The following is a 26,332-nucleotide window of genomic DNA, read 5'->3' as shown; positions in this document are numbered from 1 at the left end:
TAGTACATTTAGTATTATTCAGTCAATTCTAAATTTTACTATTTGAAAAGTAATCGTTTTCAACATTTTTATTCAAAGGATAAATAAACTATTGTTTTTAAGAGTTATTAAAAAATAATTTTAAATAAACCTTTAAAGGACTTTTTCGAAGAAATGAAAACAGCACCTTCCACACAAAATGGAAGGTGCTGTTTTTGTTTTTATAAAAATCTTCACCGCGATATTTTTATGGATCTTTAATATATTAATTCCATCCTTTTGGTTAGGAGGTAAATCAAATTATTCTGTTAATTTTTACCTCTAAGTCTTTTTGAAAAAGATTTTAAAAGGTAATAAAAGTGCAGCTAGAGATAGTAGTAAAAAGATACTATCAGGCATGAATGTATTAAAGCCAATTATATGAAGCATAAAGAATAAAGGATATACCCAACATACATACCAGGACCACCGAAGTCCTTTACGAAACCCATTTAAAATAATTGCAAAACCAAAAAATGACATACCTAGCACTAATGAACCACGCAGTTTTAATTCAATTCCAGTAGCTGTTTGATCATCCGATAAATATGCTTGTAAAACTGACCCTTCACCTACAGGTCCATTTTCTCCGGAAATACTGATTATAAGCATTAGAATTTGTATGAAAAGCAATAGAAACCAAGCCTTTGTTTGTAAAAACTTCATTTCAATCACCTCCTTACTCCTAATTCAATTAATTAAGGAAAGGTGTTATTTTTAGACAGTTTTATTAAACATATAGGCCATTTAAGTAACATATTATCATCTAAAAACCTTCTTAAAGAATGATATTATGGTGCCATTTGATTTATTCCATTTATATTGTGTACATAGTACTTTCAGCTCGTGAATCCTTATTATAACTAATTAAGCATCAGGGAAATATTATCCTTGATGCTTTTCTACCTTTAACCCGATTACGTATACTCATTTTTATGTTATTATTATTTAGTTAATTTTGAGCACCAAGGGAGGTCTACTAATTGAATTTAAATAAAGGAATTTTATTTATTTTACTAGGTGCTGGGTGTTTTGGCTTTACACCGATATTTGCTAAGTTAGGTTTTAGCAACGGTTATTCACTGGGGCAAATTAATATTGTTCAAATGATTGTCGCCACAATATTATTATGGTCTTTTGCTCTCATTAAACGTTCCAGTTTCAAAGGACTTAATAGAAAGAATCTTTTTCAAATAATGAGTACCGGCTGTTTTATTGGCTTAACCAGTATTTTTTATTATGGATCAATGCAATATCTGCCGGCTTCATTGGCCATTATTTTAATGTTCCAATTCGTATGGATTGGAATTATTCTCGAATGGATTTTCAGTAAAATTAAACCGGCACCTGTCACGATAGTATCCATCATGGTCATTTTAATCGGAGTCTTTTTTGCTTCGAATATTGTAAATGGAGATATTCAAGGTTTGCCTGTAAAAGGCTTTATATTTGGTATTCTATCTGCATTTACGTATGCAGGTTTTATTTTTTTCAGTGGGAAGGTCGCTGTAAATGTAGATCCATTGGTGCGAAGCTCATTGATGGTTACAGGATCAGCCATTTTGGTGCTCATTCTCTTCATGAATGACATCCCAACTGTTACATTTGAGGGAAGCTTATTAACTGCGGCCATTGGAGCTTCGCTATTTGGAACCGTCCTTCCGCCATTATTTTTTGCGGTTGGTTCACCTTTGGTTTCAGGAGGAGTTGCCAATATTTTAACATCGATTGAATTGCCTATTGCCATCCTATCTGCGAGCCTTATTTTGTCGGAAGCAGTAACTCCTCTTCAATGGTTTGGCACAGTTGTGATTCTGGCAGCTATTGCTTTAAATGAACTCGGTCCAAACTTCTTCCGAATCAGGAGGCAGCACTTAGGAGAAAACTTTAGAAGTCCCCGTTCATAAAAAGAAAAGAGCAAGCGCCTTGTCCTCACCCGTCCTTCGTAAGTTTCCTTCAGATCTCAAATAAAAGCCTGGCTTCCAATTGGACAGCCAGGTTTGTTTATATAAATTGAGTTAATCTTTTCGAGGCGGTTCTTGTTGGTCTGGTATAAGCGAAAAGTACGGTTCTCCGCCAAGCCGTTCCTGATGTTCAGCTTTTGCCTTTTGTAGGAGGTCCGGATTTTCCATTACCTCGATAGCAGTGCATGCAATGACTTTACTTGCTTGCAGCATGCCTTTGTGGGCAATTGGCATGGCACCCTGCGAAACGACTTGCCAAGTATGGAATGGAGTCCCAAGTGCCCAGCAGGCTGTCATACATTGCATGGTTGGAACAATCCAGCTGACATCCCCGACATCAGTTGAACCTGACAGCATCACTTCTTTCTCGCTAAATGAAGGAATAAGATCAGCTATGTGCTTCCCTTTTAGCTTTGCTGCTGTATGTTTATCCATTCCTGAAAAAGCAGCTTCCCGCTCTTCAGGGGACAGTGAATCTCTTATTTTTTCCGCATATGCTTGGTCAAACTCATCATAGGAAGGAACACCAATCGCGATTAAGTTATCATACATGACTTTTGCGAGTGTGTTATTCGGAATCAGGTCCGAAGCAGCCCCCTGAAAGACAACCTCCATACTTGTTCCAGTCATCAAGGCTGCGCCTTTGGCAATATCATTTACCCTGTCGTATAAGTCGATTACTTGCTTCTTTTTCGGAGCGCGGATCAAATAGGCTACTTCTGCGTGGGCTTGTACAACATTGGGCGAATTTCCGCCTGTATCGGTAATCGCATAATGGATCCTTGCCTCTGGAATCATGTGTTCCCTTAAATAGTTGACCCCTATATTCATCAACTCGACCGCATCAAGAGCACTGCGCCCTAAATGAGGGGCAGCAGCAGCATGAGCGCTCTTTCCATGAAAAATGAACCGAACAGCGTAGTTCGCCAGTGAGCTGAAGTTCATAATAATAGGCTTTGTTTCCGGGTGCCATGAAAGGGCAAAATCGACATTATTAAACAAACCGGCTCGTGCCATATACACTTTTCCAGAGCCATTTTCTTCGGCCGGACAGCCATAGTAACGAACCGTTCCTTTCAAGCCTGTTTTCTCCATATACTCTTTTGTTGCAACTGTTGCTGCAAAAGCTCCGGTTCCCAGTAAATTATGCCCACATCCATGTCCGGGACCCCCGGCTATAATTGGTTCATGTTCCGTAATCCCCTTCCTCTGGCTTAAGCCTTGAAGAGCATCATATTCCCCTAAAATAGCGACTACAGGTTTTCCACTGCCAAAACTCCCTATAAAACCAGTTTTGAGCCCGGCAACATCTCTTTCGACCTGGAATCCTTCCTCTTCGAGGGCTTGGCACAAATAATCGGCAGAATTATGTTCTTGAAAGTAAATTTCTGGCGTTTCCCAGATTTTATCGCTAAGTTGAATAAATGCTTCTTTTCTGTTTTCGATATAATCCGAAATAAACGTTTGTTTTTCCATTCCAAACCCTCCCTTCCTTATAATCGTGGGCAAAACCTATATTTTATTAGTAAGCAATTCTCCCTTTTCATAATTTATTGTTAAAAGAGATACAGCACATATAAATGCGAAAGCAATAAGCATCCAAAACGCCGCATTGAAAGAGCCGTTAAATGCATCAACAATAAAACCAATTGCTAGGGGTGTAACGAAACCAGCAAGCTGCCCACCTGTGTTAACGAGACCCATACTGGAACCAGCTACGGATGATGGCAAGTTTTTCAGTACGATTGCTGGCAATAAAATGACGACAAACGAAATAATCAACATAATGATGGTTTGGAAAACAATAAAAGCAGTTACAGTTGAAGCGGTAAACATAAGGTACAGTAAAATCGAAATACAAATACAGGCTAATGCGCCGGCTGCCCTTTCCGATCCTTTTGTTAACTTGTCAATCCAATACCCACTTAAATAAATCCCTACAAGCTGGGCCACTCCTGGAATGGTCTGCAGCCATCCTAATGAAACAAGATTTAATCCCCGAACGTTCACCAAATAGGTAGGAAGCCAAGTGGCAAGCCCCCAATTAACGGCATATAAGGAGAAATAAGCAATAAATAAATTCAACATGAGAGGCGTCTTAAACAACTTTATAAATGAACCTTTTTGAACAGCTTCGAATTTCTGTTTATCTATTTTCTCATCGTCTGGAAGCTTGATGTAATACCAATAGTATCCTGCAATAACAATGCCGATGAGTCCAATCACAATGAAAGTGGTCCGCCATCCAATCGTTGTAAGCAAACCAACCGAAAGAACCGGGATAATCAGTGCAATAATTCCGGCAGATGACAACATGATCGACATCGCCCTGGCCCGCATTTCTTCCGGAAACACTTGCGATATGATTTTTGAGCTGGAAGGCTGAAATCCGCCTTCGCCAATTCCAAAGAGGAAACGAATAATTACCATCGAAGCCATTGACCATGCTGCCCCCGTCAACCCGGTAAAGATAGACCATAAAACAACAGAGGCAATTAATACTTTCCTGGCTCCAAACCGGTCTGCCAACCATCCTCCTGGCAGTTGCATAAGTGCATATCCAGCAAAAAAGCTGCTGAGCAAGATTCCTGTTGATGATGCACTAAGGTCCAAATCTTCCGTAATGGCCAAAACAGCATAATTCATAATGTACCGGTCCAAATTCCCTAAAGCCCAGCCTAAAAAAAGTAAAGTTAATATCAAGTTTCTTTTCTTTAGTGATATCAATGCTTACAACCCCTAATTTTCATCTATACCGCTGATCCCCTGCTATCCTTCATAAAACTCTCCAAGTATTTTTCCCAAAAAAAGAAAAAACGCTCATGCGTTTTTTTCCTTTTTAATCTGTATGGTTCTTTTTACTAAGTTATGGACAAAATATCCATTGCAATCACTAGTGAAAGAGGTTACTATGTCTAGCGGTACTTACTAGTGGTAACTAACTAGAAGCGTGTACATATTGTTTTATTTCATCAGGAGGGTTACATATGCATTATGGTATTTCTTTTTTAGGTATTCTTGTTGTATTGTTTTTGGCTTGGTTGGCAAGTTCCAATCGGAAAGAGGTCAAATTCAAACCAATTATCACGATGGTTGTCATTCAAATCATCTTATCAATCATACTGTTAAATACAGATTTTGGGCTTATCATCATCAATGGCATATCGGCTGTTTTTAGCATACTGCTCGAATATGCAAACGAAGGGATTTCCTTTGTGTTTGGCGGGATGGCCAACGAGGGAGAGGCTCCATTCTTTTTAACTGTATTGCTGCCAATTGTATTTATTTCTGTATTAATTGGCATACTCCAGTATCTGAAAATTTTGCCGTTCCTTATGAAGGGAATCGGATTGGTATTAAGTAAAGTGAATAGGATGGGTGTGCTTGAATCCTATAATGCAGTTGCTTCCCTGATGGTCGGACAATCGGAAGTTTTCATCACGTTAAAAAAACAACTCGGCCTCCTTTCAAAACAGCGATTGTATACTTTATGTGCTTCTGCGATGTCGACGGTTTCTATGTCCATAGTTGGCGCTTATATGACGATGCTCGAGCCAAAATATGTTGTTACAGCTGTAGTTTTAAATTTATTCGGCGGTTTTATCATAGCTTCTATTATTAACCCGTACGAAGTAAAACCAGATGAAGATATGTTAGAAATTCAGGATGAAAAAAAGCAATCGTTCTTTGAAATGATTGGAGAGTATATTCTTGATGGTTTCAAGGTTGCCGTTATCGTCGGAGCAATGCTTATTGGCTTCATTGCCTTAATGGCGGCAATCAATAACGTGTTTGAGTTACTATTTAACGTTTCCTTCCAGAGGCTAATAGGTTATCTTTTTGCTCCAATTGCCCTTATAATGGGTATTCCTTTATCAGAGGCCGTTAGTGCAGGGGGGATTATGGCGACTAAGCTGGTGACAAATGAATTTGTCGCGATGATGGATTTATCCGGAGGCGACCATCAGTTCAGTGACCGCACACTTGGGATTCTTTCTGTATTCCTGGTTTCCTTTGCCAACTTCTCATCGATTGGTATTATTACTGGAGCAGTAAAAAGTCTGAATGAAGAGCAAGGCAATATCGTCGCAAGTTTTGGGTTAAAGCTGTTATATGGCGCCACACTTGTAAGCATACTTTCAGGCATTATCGTTAGCTTCGTTCTATAAAAGTGCTCGGTTACCGCGGTAGTTGCGTTTAAAAAGGAAACACCTCGTCCATTAGGCAGAGGCAGCCCCAACATGCCGTAGTTGCGAATTCTAATTTTTTTCACCAAAGAAGGCAGTGGATACTCCCACTGCCTTCTCTCTAATAAAATGAAACCTCATTTATAAACACTGCCTGCTAATTGATACCCATTTACAAAGTCCGCGATTGTTTCCATTTCGTCTTCTGTAAGTTCCCTCTTTACATGCTTTTCATATTCCTCAATTATTTTCTGTTTGTCGCCACCACAACTATCTGTGTATTTCGCAATTGTTCTAAGCTTGTCTGCTTCCTGATTAAATTCCTCTTTTGAAATGGGCTTTTGATGTGAAGGTATATATGTATCTGCATCAAATGATTCTAAAACATCTAACAGCCGAAGTGTTTCCTTGATTGTATAGTTTTGTTTTTCGGAATACATATTCGGATATATGCAATCAGCAAGAAAGAGAATCTTTTCTTCTTTAACATACACGATTACTGAATCCGAAGCGTGGTCTCCCCCAACATACTGTACAATACAAGTTATCCCACCGAGATCAATTTCGACCCGTTTATCAAACGTTAAATCCGGCAACACAATCTTGATATCCCGGTGGTTTTTGTATTCCTCCTTAATTGCATTCGCACAAAATTCAATTTCCGTTCCTTCTTTCACTCGTTCATCCAATGCCTCGTCTGACCACGAAAACGGGATTAGCTTCTCCATTTCTTTTTTAGTTTTTTCAGAAGCAATTGAAACTGTGTTAGGTAATGCGGAAAGTCCAAAGATATGGTCCCAATGCCAATGAGTAAGGACCACAATATCAGGATTGGGAACATCTCTTTTTAAAAGTTCACTGATAAAGTAATTTGCATGGTCTTCCGAGTTGCCTGCATCAATCATTAAGGTTTTTTTATCCCCCACTACCATACCCAGGATGGGCCGGTCGGTCACCGATATGGGAGTGATATACCAAAATCTCTTGCCTATTTTATTAATTAAATGCATATCGTGCAGCCTCTTTTCTTTTATAAAGTTGTTAGTCGGTTTTCCTACTATTTTATTTTCCCTCAGTTTGTATATACAATCTATAGGCCAAATCTTCCCTTAACAATTTCTTGGAACCAATATAAAAATTAAATAGTTCTCTTCTATAGAATAGATATATTTCATTTTTTATAAACTTCTTTTGCCCCGACCTTCAGTTTAAAAATTTTAACAAATCCTAAGTACTAGACCGACTATAATTTTCTCCTTTATTTTAGCTGCTATTCCAGCGATTTCCGTCCTTATGAAAAAAACCAAAAACATGAATGTGTTAAATATTACCACGTCAGAAATGGTAATTTTCTAAAAATCGGGACTACAATATTTGGAAAAAACATGCTTTAATCGAGTTAGATTCAATAACCGGAAAGGTGATGGAGAATGACGAATGAGGAGTTTGAATTACTGGTAAGGAAACTGGAAACAAAGGCGGAGAAGAATCCAGGTACCTATCGTTCTAAAGTGCTACTATTAACGGCACTTGGCTATGGATATATTTTATTCTTTCTTGGCTTGGTTTTATTTTTACTGACTATTTCCGTCCTGTATTTAGTTGATGGGCATTTCTCGTTTGGCAGCCTAAAAGCATTGGTGATAACCGGGGCTTTATCTTTTTTCATTATTAAATCTCTTTTTGTTAAAATGCCGCCTCCCGAAGGGTATTATTTAAAAGAAAATGAAGCGCCTGAATTGGACAAAACAATCTCGGACATTAGCAATATACTTAAAACACCAAAAATTCATGCGATTGTACTAGATGATGATTTTAATGCCTCTGTTTTACAGCATCGTAAATTTGGGTTGTTCGGCCCAAAGAAAAATATTCTGCGGATTGGGATTCCGCTGATGTCCGGCCTGACCCGGGAACAGTTCACCTCCGTAGTAGCCCACGAACTTGCGCATATTTCCCATTCCGATACATCGTTCGGTGCGCTGATTTATCGTGTGAGAATGACTTGGGCTCAACTCATGACTTCCCTTGAAAAAAACGAACAGTTTGGAACATTCCTGTTCCGCAAATTTATCAAATGGTTTTATCCAAGGTACTCGGCCCATACGTTTGTCATGGCCCGCCAGCAGGAATATGCTGCAGATGCGGCAGCCGTCAGAGTAACCTCACCGGAAACAGTCCGGGATACGTTATGTTCGATCTCCATTGGTGCGCATTACTATTATGAAAATTACTTTGAAGAACTCTTCGAAGAAGGTTCAAAAACGAACGTTGTGCCGCAGCCATATTCCCAATTTTTCAATAAATATCAAAAGATTGATTCAATGGTGGCAGAAGCATTTCTAAAAAATGAACTTGAAAGGGAAAGCGGCGTATTGGATACCCACCCTTGCCTTACTGACCGGTTAAAAGCTATCGGAATGAAATCCGATATCCCCCGAAATGAGGAATCGGCATTTGATTACTTCTTTGCCAATCCGGATTCTATCTTGCAGCAATTCAATCAATCATGGTTTGAACACAACGGCGAAAGATGGAGGGAACAAATTGCTTCCTATGATGAAGCAAAAAATAGATTGAAAGACTTAGAAAATAGTGAGGATCTTGATCTCCAAGACAAATTTGAAAAGGCGATTCTGACCCGCAATCTAATTGGGTATGAACCGGCTGCAGCTTTGCTGGAGGAAATTATTGCCGAATATCCCGATGAACTTATTGCCCCGGCTTACCTTACACTCGGAACTATCTATCTGCATAAAGAAGAAACCGCCCAAAAGGGTGAGAACTTTATCAGAAAATCGGTATCAATTGATTGGGAGCTAAAGGAAGAGGCTTTGGAGGCTCTTAGCGAATATTACTATTATACTGGCCAATTGGAAGCATTTGAGGACGCCCAAGCTCAGCTTGAAGCATGGCCAGACACACTAAAGCAGTTCGAAGAAGAGTCCGGGTCCGTTAACTTGGACGACCAGTATGTCCCACACGATAAAGATCATGAGGAAGTTGCGGAAATTGCTGATGAACTCAGTCATCACAGTGAAATTGTTGAGGCCTATCTGGTCAGGAAAGTCATTGAGTTAATTCCGGAAAGAAAGGCGTATGCCCTAGCCTTGATGGTGGAAATTCCGGAAGACACTGACCAGGAAGAATACACCGACCAGCTACTGGAAAAATATGCTCAAGAGCTCCAAATCGCCGAAAACATCCATTTTTACATTCTCAACGGTTATGAGGATTTTGAGAAAAAGGTGAAGGAAGTCGAAGAATCTCACATCTTCGGGCATCGTAAACAACAAAAACCTGCTTCGCTAAGTGTATAGGAGCATTGAAAATAGTAGGGCCAGGGATCAGCCATAAATTGGGTGATCCCTGGCTTTATTTTATGGGCTTCCCCTTTTCCCCCCTTACTCTTTAACGGCATGGAAATGGAGCCGAGCAGGAGATTGTTTTTCTACCCTCTTTTATTAAGATTAGATTTATTCCCTCTTGTACAAACTATTTTTGCACTCTTAACAATTATTTTAAGTTGCGATATTATTCGACAAAAATATTGGTAATTTGACAAAATCCATTGACCTAAGGCTTATAAGTATATAGAATTTTAACATATTTTCTAAAAAATGAGGGTTTGTATGAAAAATATATTATTCAGGAGAAAAAATTTAGAGGAGTTACTAATAAAGAAGGGTTCTATCCAGCTGCAGCAAACGTTAGGAGCTTTTGATTTAATTTTGCTTGGAGTAGGTGCGATTGTCGGAACAGGTATATTTATTCTGCCAGGGACAGTAGCTGCGGTGCACGCCGGACCGGCTATAATTTTTTCCTTTATTATCGCTGCTATTGTCTGCGCATTGGCAGCCATGTGTTATTCAGAATTTTCATCATCCGTACCAGTAACGGGTAGTGCGTATACGTATTCGTACATCGTATTTGGTGAATTAGTCGCTTGGTTAGTTGGATGGGCTTTGCTGTTGGAATATGGCTTGGCAGTTGCAGCGGTGGCAACTGGTTGGTCTGCATATTTAAGTGCTTTGTTGGAGGGCTTTAATATTACAATTCCAAAGGCCATCTCTGGTTCGTTTAATCCCGCAGATGGAACATATGTAAATGTACCAGCTATAGCCATTATATTGGCCATTGCGTATATATTAACGCTTGGAATTAGAGAATCAACGAAGTTCAATATGATCATGGTATTCATTAAAGTAGGGGTTATTCTCTTATTTATTGTAGTAGGCATTTTCTATGTTGAGCCTGCTAATTGGCAACCGTTCATGCCGTTCGGAGTGAATGGCGTTATAAATGGGGCAGCTCTTGTTTTCTTTGCTTATCTGGGGTTTGATGCTGTTTCGTCAGCTGCTGAAGAGGTAAAGAACCCAAAACGTAATATGCCAATTGGAATTATTGGATCATTATTTATTTGTACAATCCTTTATGTTTCTGTTTCGCTTGTTTTGACTGGAATTCTTCCATACACACAGCTAAATGTAAGTGACCCAGTTACCTTTGTTATGCAGATGGTTAATCAGGATTGGGTGGCTGGCGTTATTTCACTTGGTGCCGTTATCGGGATGATGACAGTTATCCTTGTTATGGCATATGGCGGAACCAGACTTCTTTACGCGTTTGGCCGTGATGGATTGCTGCCGAAAAGTATGTTTGAGCTTAGTAAAAAATATAAAACACCCGTTAAAAATACGTGGGTGTTTGCAACACTTGTAGCTTTTTGTGCCGGCTTCATCCCGTTATCCAGCCTAGCGGAACTAGTAAATATCGGAACTTTAATTGCATTTACAATCGTATCAATCGGGGTTATTTACTTAAGAAAAAATAAGAATCTTCCATCCGGTGGTTATAAGGTACCATTATTTCCTTTCTTACCGATTTGTTCATTCTTACTCTGTTTATTCTTAATTACCCGGCTCTCATTTTTTACATGGGTTGCATCTGGTATCTGGTTTCTATTGGGACTAATTTTCTATTTTGCTTACGGTAAAAAGCATAGTGTAATGAATAAAGGATAAGAATTACTTAGGAGTGAGCTTACATTGTCATAAAGACAAGGTAGCTCACCTTTTTTAAATGCCATGGAGAGAGCAATAAGCCCCCTCTATCAACGGGCTTTATTAAAAGTACTAGAGATCTCATCGACTTTTATATCCTCATTTTTTGGGTATGGCTCCCCGTGATCCATCTAAATGAGTTTTTACTGCTTCAGACATTATTTATTCTTTCTACAAACTTCTTCGCTGCGCGCGACAATGGTACATTTTTTAAATAGCATATGCCTATACTCCTTTTGGGGATTTCCTCTTCTAGCCTTATCTCGTATAAATCTCCTCTTTCTAAATAATGGCTTGAAAACTCTTTTATGACACAAGAAATACCTAAATTTATTTTTGTAAATTCTAAAACTAAATCATATGACCCAAGTTCAAAAACAGGTGAAACATGAAAGCCCCTCTTTTTAAGGAAATTTTCGACAAACATTCGTGAATTCGATTTCTTTTCTAAAAAAATTAATGGCAGCCCCATTAAATACTCTAAACTAACCGGCTTATTCGTTAATTTTTTAAATTTTTCTCCACAGACAAAAATATCTTGAATCTCCTTACACGGTATGACTTGAAGGTGGTTGTCATAGATTGGCAAATTACATATCCCCACATCTGCCTTTCCGGATTTAATAAAATCACAGATTTCTGTTGTGGTTCCATTTAATATATTTAACTTGATTCCAGGGTACCTTGCATGAAATTCCTCCAAATAAGGTAATAAAAAATAGCGGGAGATGGTATCCCCAACCCCGATACGTAATTGTCCAGTCTTTAATGTTTTAAATTCAAATATCTTTTCTTCTGCGACATTGATCATTCCTAGGGCTGACTTAATATGCTCATTTAATAATTTTCCTTGATCTGTTAATACTATACCCTTAGATGTTCGATAGAAAAGTTGTATTTCTAATTCCTTTTCAAGTTTCATAATAGCCTGACTAACTGCAGATTGTGTCATATATAATTCCTGTGCTGCTCTAGAAAAACTGTTATTTCGGCTAACGACATTAAATATACGATATAAATCCAATTTCCCAACCATATAAGTTCTCCTTATACTCGATATAACAAATATTAATTTTACTTATATCACTTTAGAGAGGTATAGTAAACTTATAACGTTTAAAAATAAGTACTTAATTCTATATAAAGTGTAATCAATTAGAGGAGAGGTTAAATTGACAAGAGCTGTTGGAACAGTAGTTCGTGGGCTACGCGGTCCCATCATCAACAAAGGTGATAATATTGAGCAAATTGTTGTTGATACAGTAATAAATGCAGCAAAAGTTGAAGGATTTTCGATTGAGGATCGTGACATTGTAACAATAACTGAATCCATTGTCGCTCGTGCACAAGGAAACTATGCGACAATTGACGATATAGCTACAGATGTTAAAGCAAAATTCGGTCACGAAACGATTGGTGTCATTTTTCCAATTCTAAGTCGCAATCGTTTTGCAAGCTGCTTAAGAGGAATAGCAAAAGGGGCAAAGAGTATAGTCTTAATGTTAAGCTATCCATCTGATGAAGTCGGGAACCACCTTGTAGACATCGACGAACTAGACAATAAAGGCATTAATCCATGGACAGATGTATTATCTGAAGCTCAGTTCCGTGAACATTTCGGTTTTATCCAACATCCATTTACAGGTATTGATTACATCGAATACTATAAATCCCTGATTGAGGCAGAAGGTGTAACTTGCGAAGTTATTTTCTCAAATAACCCAAAAACGATTTTAGACTATACAAAGAACGTGTTAACTTGTGATATACACTCACGTTTCAGAACAAAACGAATCTTAACAAACAATGGTGCGGAAAAAGTATACGGACTTGATGATATTCTTTCAGAATCAATTAATGGCAGCGGCTTTAATGAAGCTTATGGTCTACTTGGATCAAATAAAGCAACTGAAGACAGCGTAAAACTATTCCCAAACAACTGTCAACCAATCGTTGACGGGATTCAAGCAAAAATCAAAGAAGCAACAGGTAAAACCGTTGAGGTAATGGTTTATGGTGATGGGGCATTTAAAGACCCAGTCGGGAAAATATGGGAGCTTGCAGATCCAGTAGTGTCACCTGCTTACACTAAAGGACTTAATGGTACTCCAAACGAAGTGAAATTAAAATACTTGGCGGATAACAACTTCTCTCATCTTCAGGGAGAAGAGTTAAAACAAGCTATTTCTGAATTCATCCATAATAAAAAAGACGACCTAGTTGGTGCAATGGAAGCACAAGGTACTACACCTCGTAAACTAACAGACCTAATTGGATCCTTATCTGATTTGACTTCAGGCAGTGGAGACAAAGGAACACCAATGGTCTATATTCAAGGTTACTTCGATAACTATACAAAATAAAATCAAAACAAAAAGGATGTCTCCTAAATTCAGACATCCTTTTTTTACTTTAATTACTCTAAGCTGTAGGACAATTTAATTTTCCTGCTTTAATAGTTGGTAAGCGATACGGTTCACCTAATACCTAATTTCCATATAATAGCCCGCTGGCGAAATTGTTGCCTCTCTCATTCCTTTAGGTTGATCTATTTCCGAATAGTTCCATTACCCAAGTCCACCATAAGCATAATAATTTTTATATACCACTATTTAATTATGCAAAAGTATAACTGATTAAATTTCGCTTTCATCCCATCAAATGAATTATTTTAAAAAAATACCAATATTATTGCATTGTATTGAATATGAATATAAATTAAAATAAACTGCATTAATATACAATAAAGGATTAACGTAAAGGAGTTTATATACATGCATCAAGAACACTCAAAAAGGACAATTAAGGACAAAAGAGCTCTTAACATAAATGCGTTTGTTTTACTATTTGGTGTTATTGTTATTTCGGCAGTCCTAACATATTTTTTACCTGCAGGCGAGTATGAGCGATTTGAAGAAAATGGGCGAACTTTAGTGGTTCCAGATTCATTTCAATATACAGAACCATCACCGGTTGGATTTTTAGATATTTTTAATAATATTCATATTGGGATGATTAATGGAGCTGGTATAATTTTCTTCGTTTTAATTGTAGGGGGAGCATTTGGAATTTTAAAATCTACGGGTGCCCTCGATGCTTTCATTATCTCTATGACAAAGAAATTAGGAAATAGAGAATTACTGCTTATTCCTGTACTTATGTTCTTTTTTGCGGTAGCCGGGGCCTTAATGGGATTGGCTGAAGAAACGATTGTCTATATTGCCATAATTGCGCCATTAGCCGTATCGTTAAAGATGGATGCTATCGTTGGATATGCAATTGTTTCATTGGGTGCTGGAGTAGGATTTATGGCTGCTGTTCTCAATCCCTTTAATATTGGAGTTGCACAAAGTATTGCAGAATTGCCTACGTTCTCCGGGATAGGCTTAAGAATCGTGCTCTTTTTTGTTTTATATTTGGCTGCAGGACTATATGTATACCGATACGCGAAAAAAATTAAGGCCAATCCGAATCTTAGATTTTTAGGTCACTTTACAAATGAAGATGAAGTTAAAATAAAGACAGATGTCATTTTAACTTTCCGGCATAAAATAATATTAACCTTATTCTTACTAAATTTTGTTGTTTTAATTTTTGGTGTTATTAAATATGGATGGTACATTACTGAAATAGCAGGATTGTTTTTATTATTTGGAATTATATTTGGGGTTGCAGGAAATTTATCCCCCAGCCAGATTGCAGATAGTTTTATTGATGGAGCAAAAGAATTAGTTGGAGGAGCTTTAATCATTGGATTTGCTCAAGCAATTCTCGTCGTTATACAAGATGGAAAATTAATCGATACGATACTGTACTCTGCTTCTAGCTTACTTAGTGAGCTATCACCTTTTTTTACCGCCATCGGAATGTTCTTTTTGCAACTTTTCCTAAATTTCCTAGTGCCGTCGGGAAGTGGGCAAGCAGCCCTTACAATGCCAATTATGGCACCATTAGCTGATCTTGTTGGTATAACAAGACAAACGGCTGTACTTGCTTATCAACTTGGAGATGGTATTTCGAATTCATTATTTCCTACTTCAGGTGTCTTGCTTGCAGGACTAGCTGTTGCTGGAATTCCTTTTACAAAATGGATTAAGTGGGTTTTACCATTTACCTTTATCCAAATCATTATTAGTATTATTTTTCTGATTATTGCACAAGCCATTCAATATGGCCCATTTTAGTGAACGAATGGAGGTACTTTATGTTTCAATTACACTACGCGGATCAGCAGCTAATTGACTGGTCGATTAAACAACGCAGACATTTTCATATGTACCCTGAATTATCGGGGAAAGAATACCAAACAGCGGCTTACGTCAGAGAAAAATTAGGCGAATTCGGAATTCCGATAATGGAGAAATTCTCCGAGCCCAACGTCATCGCTTATTTTAAAGGAACAGATGGTGAAAAAACGATCGCTTTGCGGGCAGATATGGATGCTCTTCCGATTATTGAAGAAGGAGACAAGCCCTATACTTCAACAGTCTCTGGCGTCATGCATGCATGCGGTCACGATGGTCATACTGCTACTTTACTTGCAGCTGCAAAGTGGATGAGCGAAAATGCACATTTGGTTAAAAATAATATTGTTCTCATTTTCCAAAGTTCTGAAGAAATGTCACCAAGCGGGGCACAACAACTTGTAAAAGAAGGACTATTAGATAATGTTGATGCCATTTACGGTATTCATTATATGTCAAATATTCCTTTGGGCAAAATTGGATTTCCGGTAGGTCCTTTCATGGCATCAAGTGATGACTTTGATATTGTTATTGAAGGTCAAGGTGGCCATGCTGGTAACCCTCATGAAACGGTGGATCCTATTTATATTGCAAGTCACCTTATACAAGCATTTCAGTCGATTGTTAGCCGTAATTTAAATCCTATACATGGTGGCGTCATTTCAATTACTGGAATTCAAACGGGTATGTCCTACAATGTAATTCCTGATAAAGTGATACTTTCAGGAACAATAAGAGCCTTAACGCAAGAGGGTGCCGAATTAATGCTTCAGAAAACAGCTAAGTTAACGGAGTCTATTTGCGAAAGCTTTGATGCAAAAGGACATTTAAAATTAATCGAGGGAACTCCTCCACTATACAATCACCAAGAAGCGTGCGATGTTGCTAGAGGAATTATAGAGAACACCTTTGGCAATGAAGTCTTCTCATCAATTGAACCTGTATTCGGGGCAGAAGATTTTGCCTTCTACGTGAAGGAAAAAGTCGGAGCATTTATTCATGTCGGGATGAAAAGCGAAAACAGCTCGTACCCTCACCATCACCCAAAATTCGATTTAGATGAAGCTGCGATTCCAGCGGGTATCGAACTGATGATTCAACTTGCAGTAAATGCGTAATTAACCATCTTCAAGGAACAAAGAACTTAATTCTCTTTATTCTCTGCGGAGAATTTTTGATTCTTGGGCGGCTATCAGATTTTGTTAAATCATACAAAAATAAATTAAAGTATATTGTTATCACAGATGACGGCCTAGTTGGTGCCAAAGAATTTGGAAGAGCAACAGCTAATACAATAAACTAATTTAAATCATGATAAAAGCCTTTGGTGTATACCAGAGGCTTTTTCAATGTTTACTCTTTTTTTATTCCTTTATTAGTAATTATCTTATCTAACTACTGATTATCAGGCACAATTTCCACCCTCTGCTTTACCATCACTTGTGATTTGGCTCACCATGGCATATCAAAATTAGGTTTTCCATTATTATTTCGCTCATTTGCGGTACATGCAGTAAATGTTGATAAATAGCAAAGAAACTCGCCGATTTTGCGAGTTTCTTTTATATAAACGGATTATAAAACCTTCCACCATCATGAAAAGTGATAATGAGTGACAAGATCAGTATAGCAATAACTAAAATAAGTGCTGCGTAATCTTTTTTCCTAAATGGTCGCGCACTGTACCATGTGCGTTTCTTGTTTTTTCCAAACCCCCGCAGTTCCATTGCATTACTGATCACTTCAATTCGATCCAAACTGGATAAGATAAGTGGTACGATAATTGAGGCGGTATTTTTTATTCGTTTGGACAGCTTTTCTTTTCTCGACATGTCGATTCCTCTTGCCTGCTGGGAAATCGCAATATTGCGGAAGTCCCGCTGAATGTCAGGGATATATCTTAATGCAAGTGCCACAGAATAAGAAATTCGGTAGCTGACACCAATTCGGTTAAGGGAAGCGGCGAACTCACTCGGGTGAGTTGCAACGATGAAAAGGATCGCTACCGGAATAACCGTAAAATATTTGATTGTGATATTGAATTGATAGAAAAGCTGTTCCAGTGTCACGTTATATCGTCCAACAATTTCAACTAACACATGGCTGGTGCCATATATTTTCACGCCCTCTTGCGGAGAAAAAAGGTAAATTGCAATATTGTTAATTAGTAAAAATATTAATATAAAAATGAGTACAAACGAAACTTCCTTTAATTTTATTTTTGATAACACAAAAACATAGATACTTGCAGCCAACAAAAACAGGAGCACCCGAGTATCATAGGTAAGCATTGCGGCGGTTGACCACATGATAAAGCACAGGAGTTTTGTCACTCCTGTAAGCTCATGGATGGGCGAACGCCGCTCAATATAGGCCAACATTTCTACTGCCACCTTATACGGACCTCCTTATCATAGGCAATAAACCGGCCAACGAATTCCCTCGGTTCGTCAATCCCTGCATTTATGGCCAATTCGAACAACGAAGTTTCTTTTAAATTGGCTTTATCAATCACCTCTCGATTGGTAAGAATATTTACAGATGTATCATCAGCAATCTTTTCACCGCCGACAATTACAATCGCCCTTGGTGTATACTCAAGCATTAAGTGCATATCATGGGTAATCATGATGATCGTAATCCCCTGCTCGTTTAAGCCCTCTAAGAACTCCATAATTTCTGTATAATGTTTGAAGTCTTGACCGGCTGTAGGTTCATCTAGAATAATAATTTCCGGTTCCAGCACTAGAATGGAAGCAATCGTAACTCTTTTTCTTTGTCCAAAGCTTAAAGCAGAAATCGGCCAGTGCCGAAACGGATAAAGACCGCAAACCGTTAATGTTTTTTCCACCCGTTCCTTTATTTCTGCTTCTGGCAGCCCCCTTAATACAAGACCGAGGGCCACCTCATCAAAAATCATATGCTTGGAAATCATCTGGTTTGGATTTTGCATGACGAGGCCAATTCTGAGTGAACGCTCCTTGATTGTATCATTTGTAATATCCTTTCCATTAAAAAGGATGCGGCCTGACGTCGGTTTTTCAAAGCCGCAAATGAGCTTGGAAAGTGTTGATTTTCCTGCGCCATTTTTACCGGCAATCGCCATCATTTCTCCTTTATAAACGGAAAATGATACATTTCGGATCGTTTCCTGACCAGGCAGATAGCCGAAGCAAATGTTCTCGAGTTCCAAAATAGGAACTGTCGGTTCCTTCGGTTTAGGCGGGCTCATTGCTTCAAACCAAGCCATGAGCCTATCCTTGAACAGATTGATTTGAAACGAATGGAGATGTGCGGGCTTCATTTCTTCGGTAACCTGTACGCCAGCATATTTTACAGCTTTTACATATAATGGCTCACGAAGATTCGTGTTTTCTAATATGGACGAAGACAATATTTCATCGGGGTTCATATCCGCTACAATCCGGCCTTCATCCAGGACGATGATTCGGTCAACAGGGCAATCCAAAACATCTTCAATCCGGTGCTCAATGATGACGACCGTTGTATCCGTTTCTTTCTTAATACGATCAATAAGGGCAATCGCATGCTTACCTGTTGCTGGATCAAGATTGGCTACCGGCTCGTCAAAGAGAAGAATATCAACATTGTCTACCATTACACCTGCAAGCGATACCCGCTGCTTTTGCCCACCAGATAATTGATGTGTTGAAGCATGTAAATAATCATTCATCTCAACCATTTCTGCAACTTCCGCTACGATTGATTGCATATTTTCCTGCGGACGGCAGTCATTTTCTAACGCGAATGCAATATCCTCTCCAACCGTAAGCCCGATAAATTGTCCGTCCGGATCCTGTAAAACGGTGCCGACCATTTTGGATAAGGAAAAAATGTCGAGCGTTTTGGTTTCCTGGTCCAGGATTTTTAAACTCCCGGTTACATCCCCTTTATAGGAAAAAGGGGCAAGACCGTTTATACAATGGCCGATTGTACTTTTCCCCGACCCTGAAGGCCCAACAATTAGTACTTTTTCCCCTTCATAAATGGTCAAATCAATGTTTTGGAGGGTAGGTTCAGTCTGGCTTCGGTATTTAAAGCTGAAATTTTCAAATTGAATAACGGGACGCCGGGCACCAGCCGGTTTAATTGTTGATGGAATCATCTTTTTTCAGACTCCCGCTTTGGACCCTTGTTTTTGCATAGGCGATTAAGAGCAGAGTACCAATCACAGCCACCGTAACAATGTTGGAAAGTCCTGCAACCAACCCTTGGGTATATACTTTATTTGCTGGTTCTGCATAAATCCAGATATCCAATGTCGGGGCAACAAGAAACCACCCAAATGCCTGGGCAAGCGCTTGGACAACATTAAATAAAATGATTTGTTTTGCGCCGAATACGCCTGATTCCATATTGATTTTTTTCGAGACAAGGCCAATTAGAAATCCAACAAGCATCGATACTAGAACCCAGCTCCACCAAGGTGAACCATAAAAAATCGCATCTTTTAATGCGTGGCCGATTAATCCAATCAGTCCCCCTGCAATCGGTCCAAATATAACTGCCATTAGAGCTAAAAAGGCATAAGCTGATTGAATTTCTGTGTTTGGAATTCCTGTTGGGATGGAAACGAATCTGCCTAAGATTACAAAGATTGCTGAGCCAATCCCAATCGCAACAATGGTTTTAATGGATAATGATTTGTTACTCCTCATCTCAAACTCTCCCTTTTTTAAAAATATTTATAGTACAAAAGTATGAAAGCACTTTATTGATTATAGCTTATTTTCGGAATCTTGCGAATGGATATTTTCCACTTGGCGCCTGTTTCGATATGGTATGCATTGGCAAACGAGCCTTGGTTAATGGCCACACCGATTTTATCGAGCGAATTGATAAAGAGCAGCGGTTCTCCTAGATGGCTGTCAGCGAAAGAGCGTCCATATGTCATGATATTTTTATACACTTGGCGGATATCATTTTGGATGATTACTTCAAAAGAATCGCCATGTCTAACTTCCAATTGATTGAAAAGCGTTCGGTCAATATTGGTCCATAGGTTACCGAAGCGAACATCAAGAATATCAATATTTCCGATAAGGGTGCCCTCCTCAAGAGAAGGTTCCAATTTAAAAAGCTGATTAATGGAATCTACAGAAATTTCTGGGCCTATTTGTTCAAAGGCAATCACACCTGAAGCAAGTTTTGCTGCGGTATAAGCGTACACATCACGGCCATGGAATGTATACGATTCGCCCGAGTTTGGCAAACGATTGACCGTTTCATCAATGATTCTTGCTTCTAAAAGGCCGATTTCCGCTTTAATATGGGTAAGTGTTCCATTATCAGGCGTAACAATATATTGATTGTCGGCCGTTTTGACGACAATACTGCGGCGATCCGTTCCTACCCCTGGATCGACAACGGAAACAAACACGGTTTCTTCAGGCCAATATGAAATGGTCTGGTATAAGCGATAGGACGCCTCCCAAATATTATATTGTGGAATATCATGGGTCAGATCAAAAATTCTGAGTGCTGGGTCAACTGAAATCGCAACACCATACATTGCACTTACCGCCCCATCGCTTATACCGAAATCTGTCTGCAAAACTAAATTGCTTTTTGTCATTTACAATCGCTCCCCCATGTAAAAAATAGTCATTTTGGACATAAAAAAACCACGTCCTTATCAATTACGATAAGGACGTGGTTGAATTCACGTGGTACCACCTTATTTCACCGCTTGCTCACGCAAATCGGCCTCTGCAAGTACGAGAGCTCAAAAAACTCTCTTTATACTGTGGTTTTGATAACGAGTACCAATTCTCGTCGTGTCCTACTAATTTTAAAAATAAAATGTTCAGCACGAGACTCCGAGGCCATTGTTCAGATTATTATTTTTGCTTCTTTTCAGCTCCCGAAGCTCTCTGTGTAAAATAAGTAATCCTACTTTTTCTCATCATCGTCATTAAAGATAATTAGATTTTTAATATTATCTGAATTATACAGCAATTAATAATAAATGCAAGATGTTTATTTTGAATAGAAGAAATTAAGGTAGGAGGACATATATTCTCCCTAAGCCAGCCTTCAAAACCTCATTTACTTATGATAAGGTCACCCACCCTGTAAAAGTGGCAGTTTTTTGATAGGTATGATGTCACCTTTATCTAGCGCATTTTTTGCTAATTCAACACAACGTCCCAGGTACTTCAAATCTAAATCACTATCATCATTTAATCCTACCCGGCTTCTTTTACGCCAATATTCCAGAAACGTGACCCGTTTGTGAAATACTGGTCTCATGAAAGAAAATAAACTTTATACATTTTGTAAATGCGTACTTATTAATTAGAAAGTCAGGAATAGAATGATAATGGTTTTACTTTACTAATATTAGGGGGAGAAGAATGTAATGAAAATATTACGGCTTGGCCATGCAATGTATATGTTTACAAGTAAGGGAGGAAAAAATTACCTCGTAGATCCGTTTATTGATTTAAATCCAGGATTTCCACAACAGCTAGATAATAAGGATTTTTATAATGCTATTGATTGTGTATTTTTGACACACGGACATTTTGATCATACAAGTGGGCTTTCTAAGGTAGTGGAAAACAAACCTGACATTATGGTTGTTGCCCAATATGATTTGGCCATGATCCTTCTGCAAAAAGGTATTAAAAATGTACTACCTATTAATCTAGGTGGTTTGGTATCCTTCGAAGATCTTAACGTCACAATGGTACAAGCAAAACATACATCCTCATACGGGGAGATAGAAGGAACCCCAATATATGCGGGCGAGGCATCTGGTTATATTTTTGACTTTGACAATGATTATACAGTTTACCATTCTGGGGATACCGCTCTTATGTACGATATGAAGTTAATTCAAGATGTGTATAATCCAGAGATTGCAATATTATCCTCATCAGGCCATTTTACAATGGGACCAAAAGAAGCAGCCTATGCAGTAAAGCACCTATTGGATGTTCAATACGTTATTCCAAGCCATACATTTCCATCTAAAAAAAGTGCCACATCACCGGAGACCCTTGAACAATTATTGAATGCCTTTCCCGTAGTGGCATATATGATAGATAGAGATAGAGACCTGAAAGAGTTGTTAAACGATTATCAACAAACAGAAGTGGTAACGATGGGATATGGAGAGGAAAGGGAATTTAAGAAATAGCCATATTATATAAAAAGTACCAATATCGTTGTCCTTCAATTGATTGTGCCTTCATGACCTCTAATACAATCCATTCATATGAAAATCGTTCTTGAATTCTAGCCAACGTATTAAGGTCATTCCTCGTTCTGCTGCCTTACTGTTAAAAATAGTTCAAACTTAATAGCTCAAGGTGATTTTACTATTCAGTGATTGTATACTACAAGATAAGTAATAGAACAGAGATAAGCTCTTTATCATCTCTGTTTTTTTGTTTCCTTTTGGCAATCTCTCCAATTTATCTAATGAGCTTGTCTATCATTGTTCATAATTAAAACTGCATCTATTTATAATACAGTCCCCCTTATGTATTTAAATGAGGTTTTATTAAATTTAACAACCACAATAAGTATTATCATATTATATTTGGCCCCACTAATTTCTGATAAAGGATCGGTACAGCTCGGTCCAGTAACGGTCCACAATTGATCTAACTCTAATGAAGTTTTTATTTGCACGTTAATAAGTATCCTTTCCACTTCATCAGTATGGAAAGGTGAAAAACCTAGAATTATATTGAAATTTCAACTGGAAATTATATGAAGTACCATTTGAAATATAGACGAGTTACCCAAACAGCGCAGTTAAGGACAAAGGAGCGAACGGAATGTCTGAAAAAATGTACACCCTGCTTGATGCAAACCGCCAGCCATACCAGAGTGTAATCCCAGGAACCCTAGGCGGGAACGGGAAAGCGAAAATCTATGGACGGCTGGATTGCCATGCTGCATTACGAGCGATAGCCCAAGGAGGATATGTGGAAACCCGGGTCTTCTTTGCCGATGAGGAAATCGCCATTGCAGCCGGTTATCGCCCATGCGGAGCATGCATGCGCGACAAATATGCTAGTTGGAAGGCGCAGCAAGGAAAATAATCTCGGTAACCAATTATACATACACTTCCCAACTGGCCAATACAAACTAGTAAAAAAGAAGCCTGGAACATTTCCAAGCTCTTCTTCAAAATATCCATTCTTTAATTCTTTTATCGTATTTCAGTAGAAACCGGCTCCAGTATGAAAAGCCCAGAGCTTTCATTGTATTCTTCAACTACAGCCGTAATAATAAGATTTTGTCCCGCGCCTATCGTATCTGGTATTTCAGAGCCAGTAAGGTTTAAATCAGAAATACTTACATCTTCGAATTTAAAGCTAGGTCCAATAGCATTTGTTTCACTATAATCACCCGCATATATTAAAATATCATATCGTGTTGTAGAATTCCCGTGTGGCATCATATCTGCAATATTTCCATTAAATTCAATGGTTCCGCCAGCATATTTTTCTGCAAATTCACCAACAATTGGCTCGTATGGATCCTTGACTGCCAAGACTGCTGCTAGCTCCTCATTATTTTGTACCGTCAAAATTTCCTGTTTGCTCTCCGCAGGTTTATCATTGTTGGATTGGTCCTCTGTCTCAGAACTCTCTTTATCAGTAGATTCTGAGTTACTTTTCTTAGAACTCGTTTCCTCGGTTGGTTCTGTGTCCGTTTTTACAGAATCCTGTTCATCAGAACATGCTGAAACGCTGATAATAGCAAGCATCAAAAAAAGCATTAAGAAAATTTTCTTCATAATGGCCTCCTTAAATGATGTATAACCCAAGCAAATATGTTCCATTATTTCCCCAATACCCGCAATCACGTAACCAACAAGAAAACATGAAGCCAACCAGAGCCAAGCTTTGGAGAGCAAGGGAATATATTTTTATCTAAACTATCTGAACCTTCTGCTTGTTCATCACTTGTGATACGGTTCACCGTATAGTATCTATATGTGTTCTTTATTATTTTTTTTAACTTTTTAAAAAGACGCACTAACATTACGCTCTAAAAATTGTTCCAGAGCTAAAAATATTCCCACGATTTCTTCATCAATCTCGCGTTTTGTTAGATTTTGTAAAACCTGCTGATGTGAAATAGAAATCTTCCACTCTTTTTGGAGAAATTTATTTAGTTTTGAGAAGGCGTCTTTTCCTGGGATAACTGAAAGCCTATAATTAATACTAGACCAATCTGATTCAAATTCCTTTCCCTTACTAGAAACTAAACTAGATAACGCAATCCCTTTACTCCTTTTATAATTATACTCATGGTCAATTATCTGCCCTAAGACATCCTCTTTATATTCGTCTGCAATATTATTAAGGATTTTATCTATATTAATATCTTGAAGATTCTCTAAAGAACCATTCTTTATCCTCTTAATTAATTTTTTTATAGCTCTTTCTATTGCCTTTGAAGACAAAAGGTAGTTCTCAATCTCTTTTTTCTTTAATATATGAACTAAAGAAATCTTTTTTCTTAAACTTTCTTTAAATTCAAGAATTTGATCTGTATATTTGTAATCTCTATCAAATAATGCAGCAATTTTAATCTCTTCACCAAGAACACCTGAAAAAGCCCACTCGGCATGGCTTATTTTTTCCCACTGAGAAAATCCTCCTAAGGGAATTACCGTAAGGTCTCCACTGCTGAATATAGAAGAATGTCCAGAGATTTTTCCAGGTCTTTCTAGATACTTATTATCATTTCCTTCAACAAATAGAACTTTTTTGCCTCTTGCAAGTAGTTAGATGTATATTTTGAGTTGAACCAAGTATATCAACAGCATTTTGTAACCCAGTTAAATCCGTTAATCTTTGAGCAGTTTTTTTATTTTTCTCGACAATTAATACCTCATCTGGATCTACTTCATTTATTACTTCAATTGAATGAGTAGCTAGGATTACCTTCAGCTTTAACCCTCTCAATGTAAAAATAAGTTGTCATTGTAGGTCTGGATGAAGATATATTTCTGGTTCATCAATAACTATAAAATCAGCGTTTTGTGACTTTATTATGTGGGTCAATAATTGTAACCAAATTTGGAACCCGTTTTCTGACCAAAAGACTTCCGCGTGATTCTGTTTTCAGTACAAAACATATTTAGTGTTGTAGAAAGCATTGATTCTCATTCTGGTAAATCAATACTTACACCTGGCCAAGTCTCCTCTAATATTCCTTTAAATGTGCCAAAATGCTCTTTATCATAAAACCAAAAATTTCCAAATAGTCTTGGGGCTCGGTGGCTACTAGCCCACCTTTTTACATATTCTTCATTGTGAATTTCTTCATCTTCTTCTAAAGGACCTAAGGTAGGAACAATCGCAAGGTTTAAAGGAAATTCAGTTCTGAAAGGAACAGCAGACCTTACTGGTTTTCTTTCTCCTTCAAAATAAAGAATTGGTTCTTTCTTATAATCAAATAAAATAAAAATGGATTTTTTATCCTTTAACTTGTATTGTATAGAGGTGGTTTCTTCATTGTAATCAGTATGAATGTGTCTTATTGAAATGGGTATACTTGATTCCGGGATATTATAACCATATGTCGTTTTACCATCTGCAAGTTTAATTAAAGTTGGCTTGTATCTAGAAGCGAAGCGATATGCACCGGATAAAACTCTAAGTGCATCTAAAATTGTTGATTTACCACTGTTGTTAGGACCTACCAGAACATTAAAGTCATTTAATGAGATAACCAAATTTTTGTGAGTTTTAAAATTCTTAAAAATTATAGACTTAAGCATCACTGAACCCTTCATTTACCATACAATGCTATTTTTAGCTTTTCATAAATATCTATCTATAAGAGATGTAGGAGTGAATTAC

The 26,332-nt window shown here is 38.0% G+C and carries 21 protein-coding genes and 1 other annotated feature; of the genes, 9 read left to right on the top strand and 12 right to left on the bottom strand.

All coding sequences use genetic code 11. From position 1 onward, the window contains the following. Positions 1–300 precede the first annotated feature (300 nt). Positions 301–684 carry a hypothetical protein gene (locus A8F94_RS21440; protein ID WP_066205419.1) on the bottom strand — a complete coding sequence of 128 codons (384 nt, stop codon included), beginning with the start codon at positions 682–684 and terminating at the stop codon, positions 301–303. Between the two features lie 317 nt (positions 685–1,001). Between A8F94_RS21440 and A8F94_RS21435 the strand changes: the two genes are divergently transcribed. After that, on the top strand, positions 1,002–1,925 hold the full coding sequence (locus A8F94_RS21435) for an EamA family transporter (protein ID WP_066205416.1): 924 nt from the start codon (positions 1,002–1,004) through the stop codon (positions 1,923–1,925). Between the two features lie 111 nt (positions 1,926–2,036). On the opposite strand, the gene A8F94_RS21430 is transcribed toward A8F94_RS21435, so the two are convergent. Both A8F94_RS21430 and A8F94_RS21425 read right to left on the bottom strand, forming a co-directional pair. Next, positions 2,037–3,458 (bottom strand): M20 family metallopeptidase, encoded by a 1,422-nt coding sequence (locus A8F94_RS21430; protein ID WP_066205412.1) that lies wholly within the window; start codon positions 3,456–3,458, stop codon positions 2,037–2,039. 36 nt (positions 3,459–3,494) lie between these two features. After that, the gene (locus A8F94_RS21425; protein ID WP_066205403.1) at positions 3,495–4,709 is read right to left on the bottom strand and encodes an MFS transporter; all 1,215 of its coding nucleotides are present in this window, start codon (positions 4,707–4,709) and stop codon (positions 3,495–3,497) included. A gap of 260 nt (positions 4,710–4,969) precedes the next feature. Here A8F94_RS21425 and A8F94_RS21420 point away from each other — a divergent pair, with 260 nt between their 5' ends. Then, positions 4,970–6,151, top strand: a complete 1,182-nt coding sequence (locus A8F94_RS21420) for a NupC/NupG family nucleoside CNT transporter (protein WP_066205396.1) — start codon at positions 4,970–4,972, stop codon at positions 6,149–6,151. A gap of 155 nt (positions 6,152–6,306) precedes the next feature. Here the strand turns inward: A8F94_RS21420 and A8F94_RS21415 are convergent, their stop codons facing one another. Then, the gene (locus A8F94_RS21415; protein ID WP_066205388.1) at positions 6,307–7,179 is read right to left on the bottom strand and encodes an MBL fold metallo-hydrolase; all 873 of its coding nucleotides are present in this window, start codon (positions 7,177–7,179) and stop codon (positions 6,307–6,309) included. A 420-nt stretch (positions 7,180–7,599) separates the two neighbouring features. On the opposite strand from A8F94_RS21415, the gene A8F94_RS21410 reads away from it, so the two are divergent. Both A8F94_RS21410 and A8F94_RS21405 read left to right on the top strand, forming a co-directional pair. Next, positions 7,600–9,489 carry a M48 family metallopeptidase gene (locus A8F94_RS21410; protein WP_066205385.1) on the top strand — a complete coding sequence of 630 codons (1,890 nt, stop codon included), beginning with the start codon at positions 7,600–7,602 and terminating at the stop codon, positions 9,487–9,489. Between the two features lie 312 nt (positions 9,490–9,801). Then, positions 9,802–11,193 (top strand): amino acid permease, encoded by a 1,392-nt coding sequence (locus tag A8F94_RS21405; RefSeq protein ID WP_066205382.1) that lies wholly within the window; start codon positions 9,802–9,804, stop codon positions 11,191–11,193. Positions 11,194–11,383: 190 nt separating this feature from the next. Here the strand turns inward: A8F94_RS21405 and A8F94_RS21400 are convergent, their stop codons facing one another. Further along, the gene (locus tag A8F94_RS21400) at positions 11,384–12,268 is read right to left on the bottom strand and encodes a LysR family transcriptional regulator (protein ID WP_066205376.1); all 885 of its coding nucleotides are present in this window, start codon (positions 12,266–12,268) and stop codon (positions 11,384–11,386) included. Between the two features lie 136 nt (positions 12,269–12,404). Between A8F94_RS21400 and A8F94_RS21395 the strand changes: the two genes are divergently transcribed. The 3 genes from A8F94_RS21395 to A8F94_RS21385 all read left to right on the top strand — a co-directional run bounded on the left by A8F94_RS21395 (position 12,405) and on the right by A8F94_RS21385 (position 16,594). Further along, complete coding sequence (locus A8F94_RS21395) at positions 12,405–13,595, top strand: coenzyme F420-0:L-glutamate ligase (RefSeq protein WP_066205372.1); 1,191 nt, start codon at positions 12,405–12,407, stop codon at positions 13,593–13,595. Positions 13,596–14,006: 411 nt separating this feature from the next. Next, positions 14,007–15,416: a YfcC family protein gene (locus tag A8F94_RS21390; RefSeq protein WP_066205366.1), complete on the top strand. Its 1,410-nt coding sequence runs from the start codon at positions 14,007–14,009 to the stop codon at positions 15,414–15,416. A gap of 20 nt (positions 15,417–15,436) precedes the next feature. Beyond that, positions 15,437–16,594, top strand: coding sequence for a M20 metallopeptidase family protein (locus A8F94_RS21385; protein ID WP_066205361.1), 1,158 nt, complete (start codon positions 15,437–15,439; stop codon positions 16,592–16,594). Positions 16,595–17,038: 444 nt separating this feature from the next. Here A8F94_RS21385 and A8F94_RS21380 read toward each other — a convergent pair whose 3' ends face one another. The 4 genes from A8F94_RS21380 to A8F94_RS21365 are packed head-to-tail and all read right to left on the bottom strand — an operon-like array spanning position 17,039 to position 21,072. Then, positions 17,039–17,869: an energy-coupling factor transporter transmembrane component T family protein gene (locus tag A8F94_RS21380; protein WP_066205358.1), complete on the bottom strand. Its 831-nt coding sequence runs from the start codon at positions 17,867–17,869 to the stop codon at positions 17,039–17,041. Further along, entirely contained in the window at positions 17,860–19,602 is a 1,743-nt protein-coding gene (locus A8F94_RS21375) for an ABC transporter ATP-binding protein (protein WP_066205355.1), read from the bottom strand. Before A8F94_RS21375 ends, A8F94_RS21380 begins: the two co-directional genes overlap by 10 nt. Continuing rightward, on the bottom strand, positions 19,583–20,155 hold the full coding sequence (locus A8F94_RS21370) for an ECF-type riboflavin transporter substrate-binding protein (RefSeq protein WP_066205352.1): 573 nt from the start codon (positions 20,153–20,155) through the stop codon (positions 19,583–19,585). The genes A8F94_RS21375 and A8F94_RS21370 overlap by 20 nt, the downstream gene beginning before the upstream one ends. Positions 20,156–20,208: 53 nt before the next feature. Then, a complete protein-coding gene (locus A8F94_RS21365; protein ID WP_066205349.1) occupies positions 20,209–21,072 on the bottom strand; it encodes an SAM hydrolase/SAM-dependent halogenase family protein in 864 nt (287 codons plus the stop codon). Positions 21,073–21,140: 68 nt separating this feature from the next. Beyond that, positions 21,141–21,415 (bottom strand) — a binding site (T-box leader). A 443-nt stretch (positions 21,416–21,858) separates the two neighbouring features. On the opposite strand from A8F94_RS21365, the gene A8F94_RS21360 reads away from it, so the two are divergent. Then, positions 21,859–22,641, top strand: coding sequence for a metal-dependent hydrolase (locus A8F94_RS21360; protein WP_066205347.1), 783 nt, complete (start codon positions 21,859–21,861; stop codon positions 22,639–22,641). 646 nt (positions 22,642–23,287) lie between these two features. After that, positions 23,288–23,554 (top strand): Ada metal-binding domain-containing protein, encoded by a 267-nt coding sequence (locus tag A8F94_RS21355; protein WP_066205345.1) that lies wholly within the window; start codon positions 23,288–23,290, stop codon positions 23,552–23,554. Positions 23,555–23,664: 110 nt separating this feature from the next. Here A8F94_RS21355 and A8F94_RS21350 read toward each other — a convergent pair whose 3' ends face one another. From A8F94_RS21350 to A8F94_RS21340, 3 genes are all read right to left on the bottom strand, one after another. Beyond that, positions 23,665–24,255 (bottom strand): DUF4839 domain-containing protein, encoded by a 591-nt coding sequence (locus A8F94_RS21350; RefSeq protein ID WP_066205340.1) that lies wholly within the window; start codon positions 24,253–24,255, stop codon positions 23,665–23,667. Positions 24,256–24,483: 228 nt separating this feature from the next. Continuing rightward, positions 24,484–24,927, bottom strand: coding sequence for a hypothetical protein (locus tag A8F94_RS21345; protein ID WP_066205338.1), 444 nt, complete (start codon positions 24,925–24,927; stop codon positions 24,484–24,486). A 705-nt stretch (positions 24,928–25,632) separates the two neighbouring features. Beyond that, the gene (locus A8F94_RS21340; protein ID WP_066205335.1) at positions 25,633–26,250 is read right to left on the bottom strand and encodes an AAA family ATPase; all 618 of its coding nucleotides are present in this window, start codon (positions 26,248–26,250) and stop codon (positions 25,633–25,635) included. Positions 26,251–26,332: the final 82 nt, after the last annotated feature.

The sequence above is a fragment of the Bacillus sp. FJAT-27225 genome (assembly GCF_001685025.1).
GTDB lineage: Bacteria > Bacillota > Bacilli > Bacillales > Cytobacillaceae > Bacillus_D.
The sequence above is the reverse complement of the archived record's forward strand: the minus strand, read 5'-3'. Positions and strand labels throughout refer to the sequence as shown.

What these genes read in the sequence shown, in the direction of transcription:
- A8F94_RS21440 (WP_066205419.1), bottom strand. Translation starts at nt 684, where the DNA reads ATGAAGTTTTTACAAACAAAGGCTTGGTTTCTATTGCTTTTCATACAA.
- A8F94_RS21430 (WP_066205412.1), bottom strand. Translation starts at nt 3,458, where the DNA reads ATGGAAAAACAAACGTTTATTTCGGATTATATCGAAAACAGAAAAGAA.
- A8F94_RS21420 (WP_066205396.1), top strand. Translation starts at nt 4,970, where the DNA reads ATGCATTATGGTATTTCTTTTTTAGGTATTCTTGTTGTATTGTTTTTG.
- A8F94_RS21415 (WP_066205388.1), bottom strand. Translation starts at nt 7,179, where the DNA reads ATGCATTTAATTAATAAAATAGGCAAGAGATTTTGGTATATCACTCCC.
- A8F94_RS21410 (WP_066205385.1), top strand. Translation starts at nt 7,600, where the DNA reads ATGACGAATGAGGAGTTTGAATTACTGGTAAGGAAACTGGAAACAAAG.
- A8F94_RS21405 (WP_066205382.1), top strand. Translation starts at nt 9,802, where the DNA reads ATGAAAAATATATTATTCAGGAGAAAAAATTTAGAGGAGTTACTAATA.
- A8F94_RS21400 (WP_066205376.1), bottom strand. Translation starts at nt 12,268, where the DNA reads ATGGTTGGGAAATTGGATTTATATCGTATATTTAATGTCGTTAGCCGA.
- A8F94_RS21390 (WP_066205366.1), top strand. Translation starts at nt 14,007, where the DNA reads ATGCATCAAGAACACTCAAAAAGGACAATTAAGGACAAAAGAGCTCTT.
- A8F94_RS21385 (WP_066205361.1), top strand. Translation starts at nt 15,437, where the DNA reads ATGTTTCAATTACACTACGCGGATCAGCAGCTAATTGACTGGTCGATT.
- A8F94_RS21375 (WP_066205355.1), bottom strand. Translation starts at nt 19,602, where the DNA reads ATGATTCCATCAACAATTAAACCGGCTGGTGCCCGGCGTCCCGTTATT.
- A8F94_RS21370 (WP_066205352.1), bottom strand. Translation starts at nt 20,155, where the DNA reads ATGAGGAGTAACAAATCATTATCCATTAAAACCATTGTTGCGATTGGG.
- A8F94_RS21365 (WP_066205349.1), bottom strand. Translation starts at nt 21,072, where the DNA reads ATGACAAAAAGCAATTTAGTTTTGCAGACAGATTTCGGTATAAGCGAT.
- A8F94_RS21360 (WP_066205347.1), top strand. Translation starts at nt 21,859, where the DNA reads ATGAAAATATTACGGCTTGGCCATGCAATGTATATGTTTACAAGTAAG.
- A8F94_RS21355 (WP_066205345.1), top strand. Translation starts at nt 23,288, where the DNA reads ATGTCTGAAAAAATGTACACCCTGCTTGATGCAAACCGCCAGCCATAC.
- A8F94_RS21350 (WP_066205340.1), bottom strand. Translation starts at nt 24,255, where the DNA reads ATGAAGAAAATTTTCTTAATGCTTTTTTTGATGCTTGCTATTATCAGC.
- A8F94_RS21340 (WP_066205335.1), bottom strand. Translation starts at nt 26,250, where the DNA reads ATGCTTAAGTCTATAATTTTTAAGAATTTTAAAACTCACAAAAATTTG.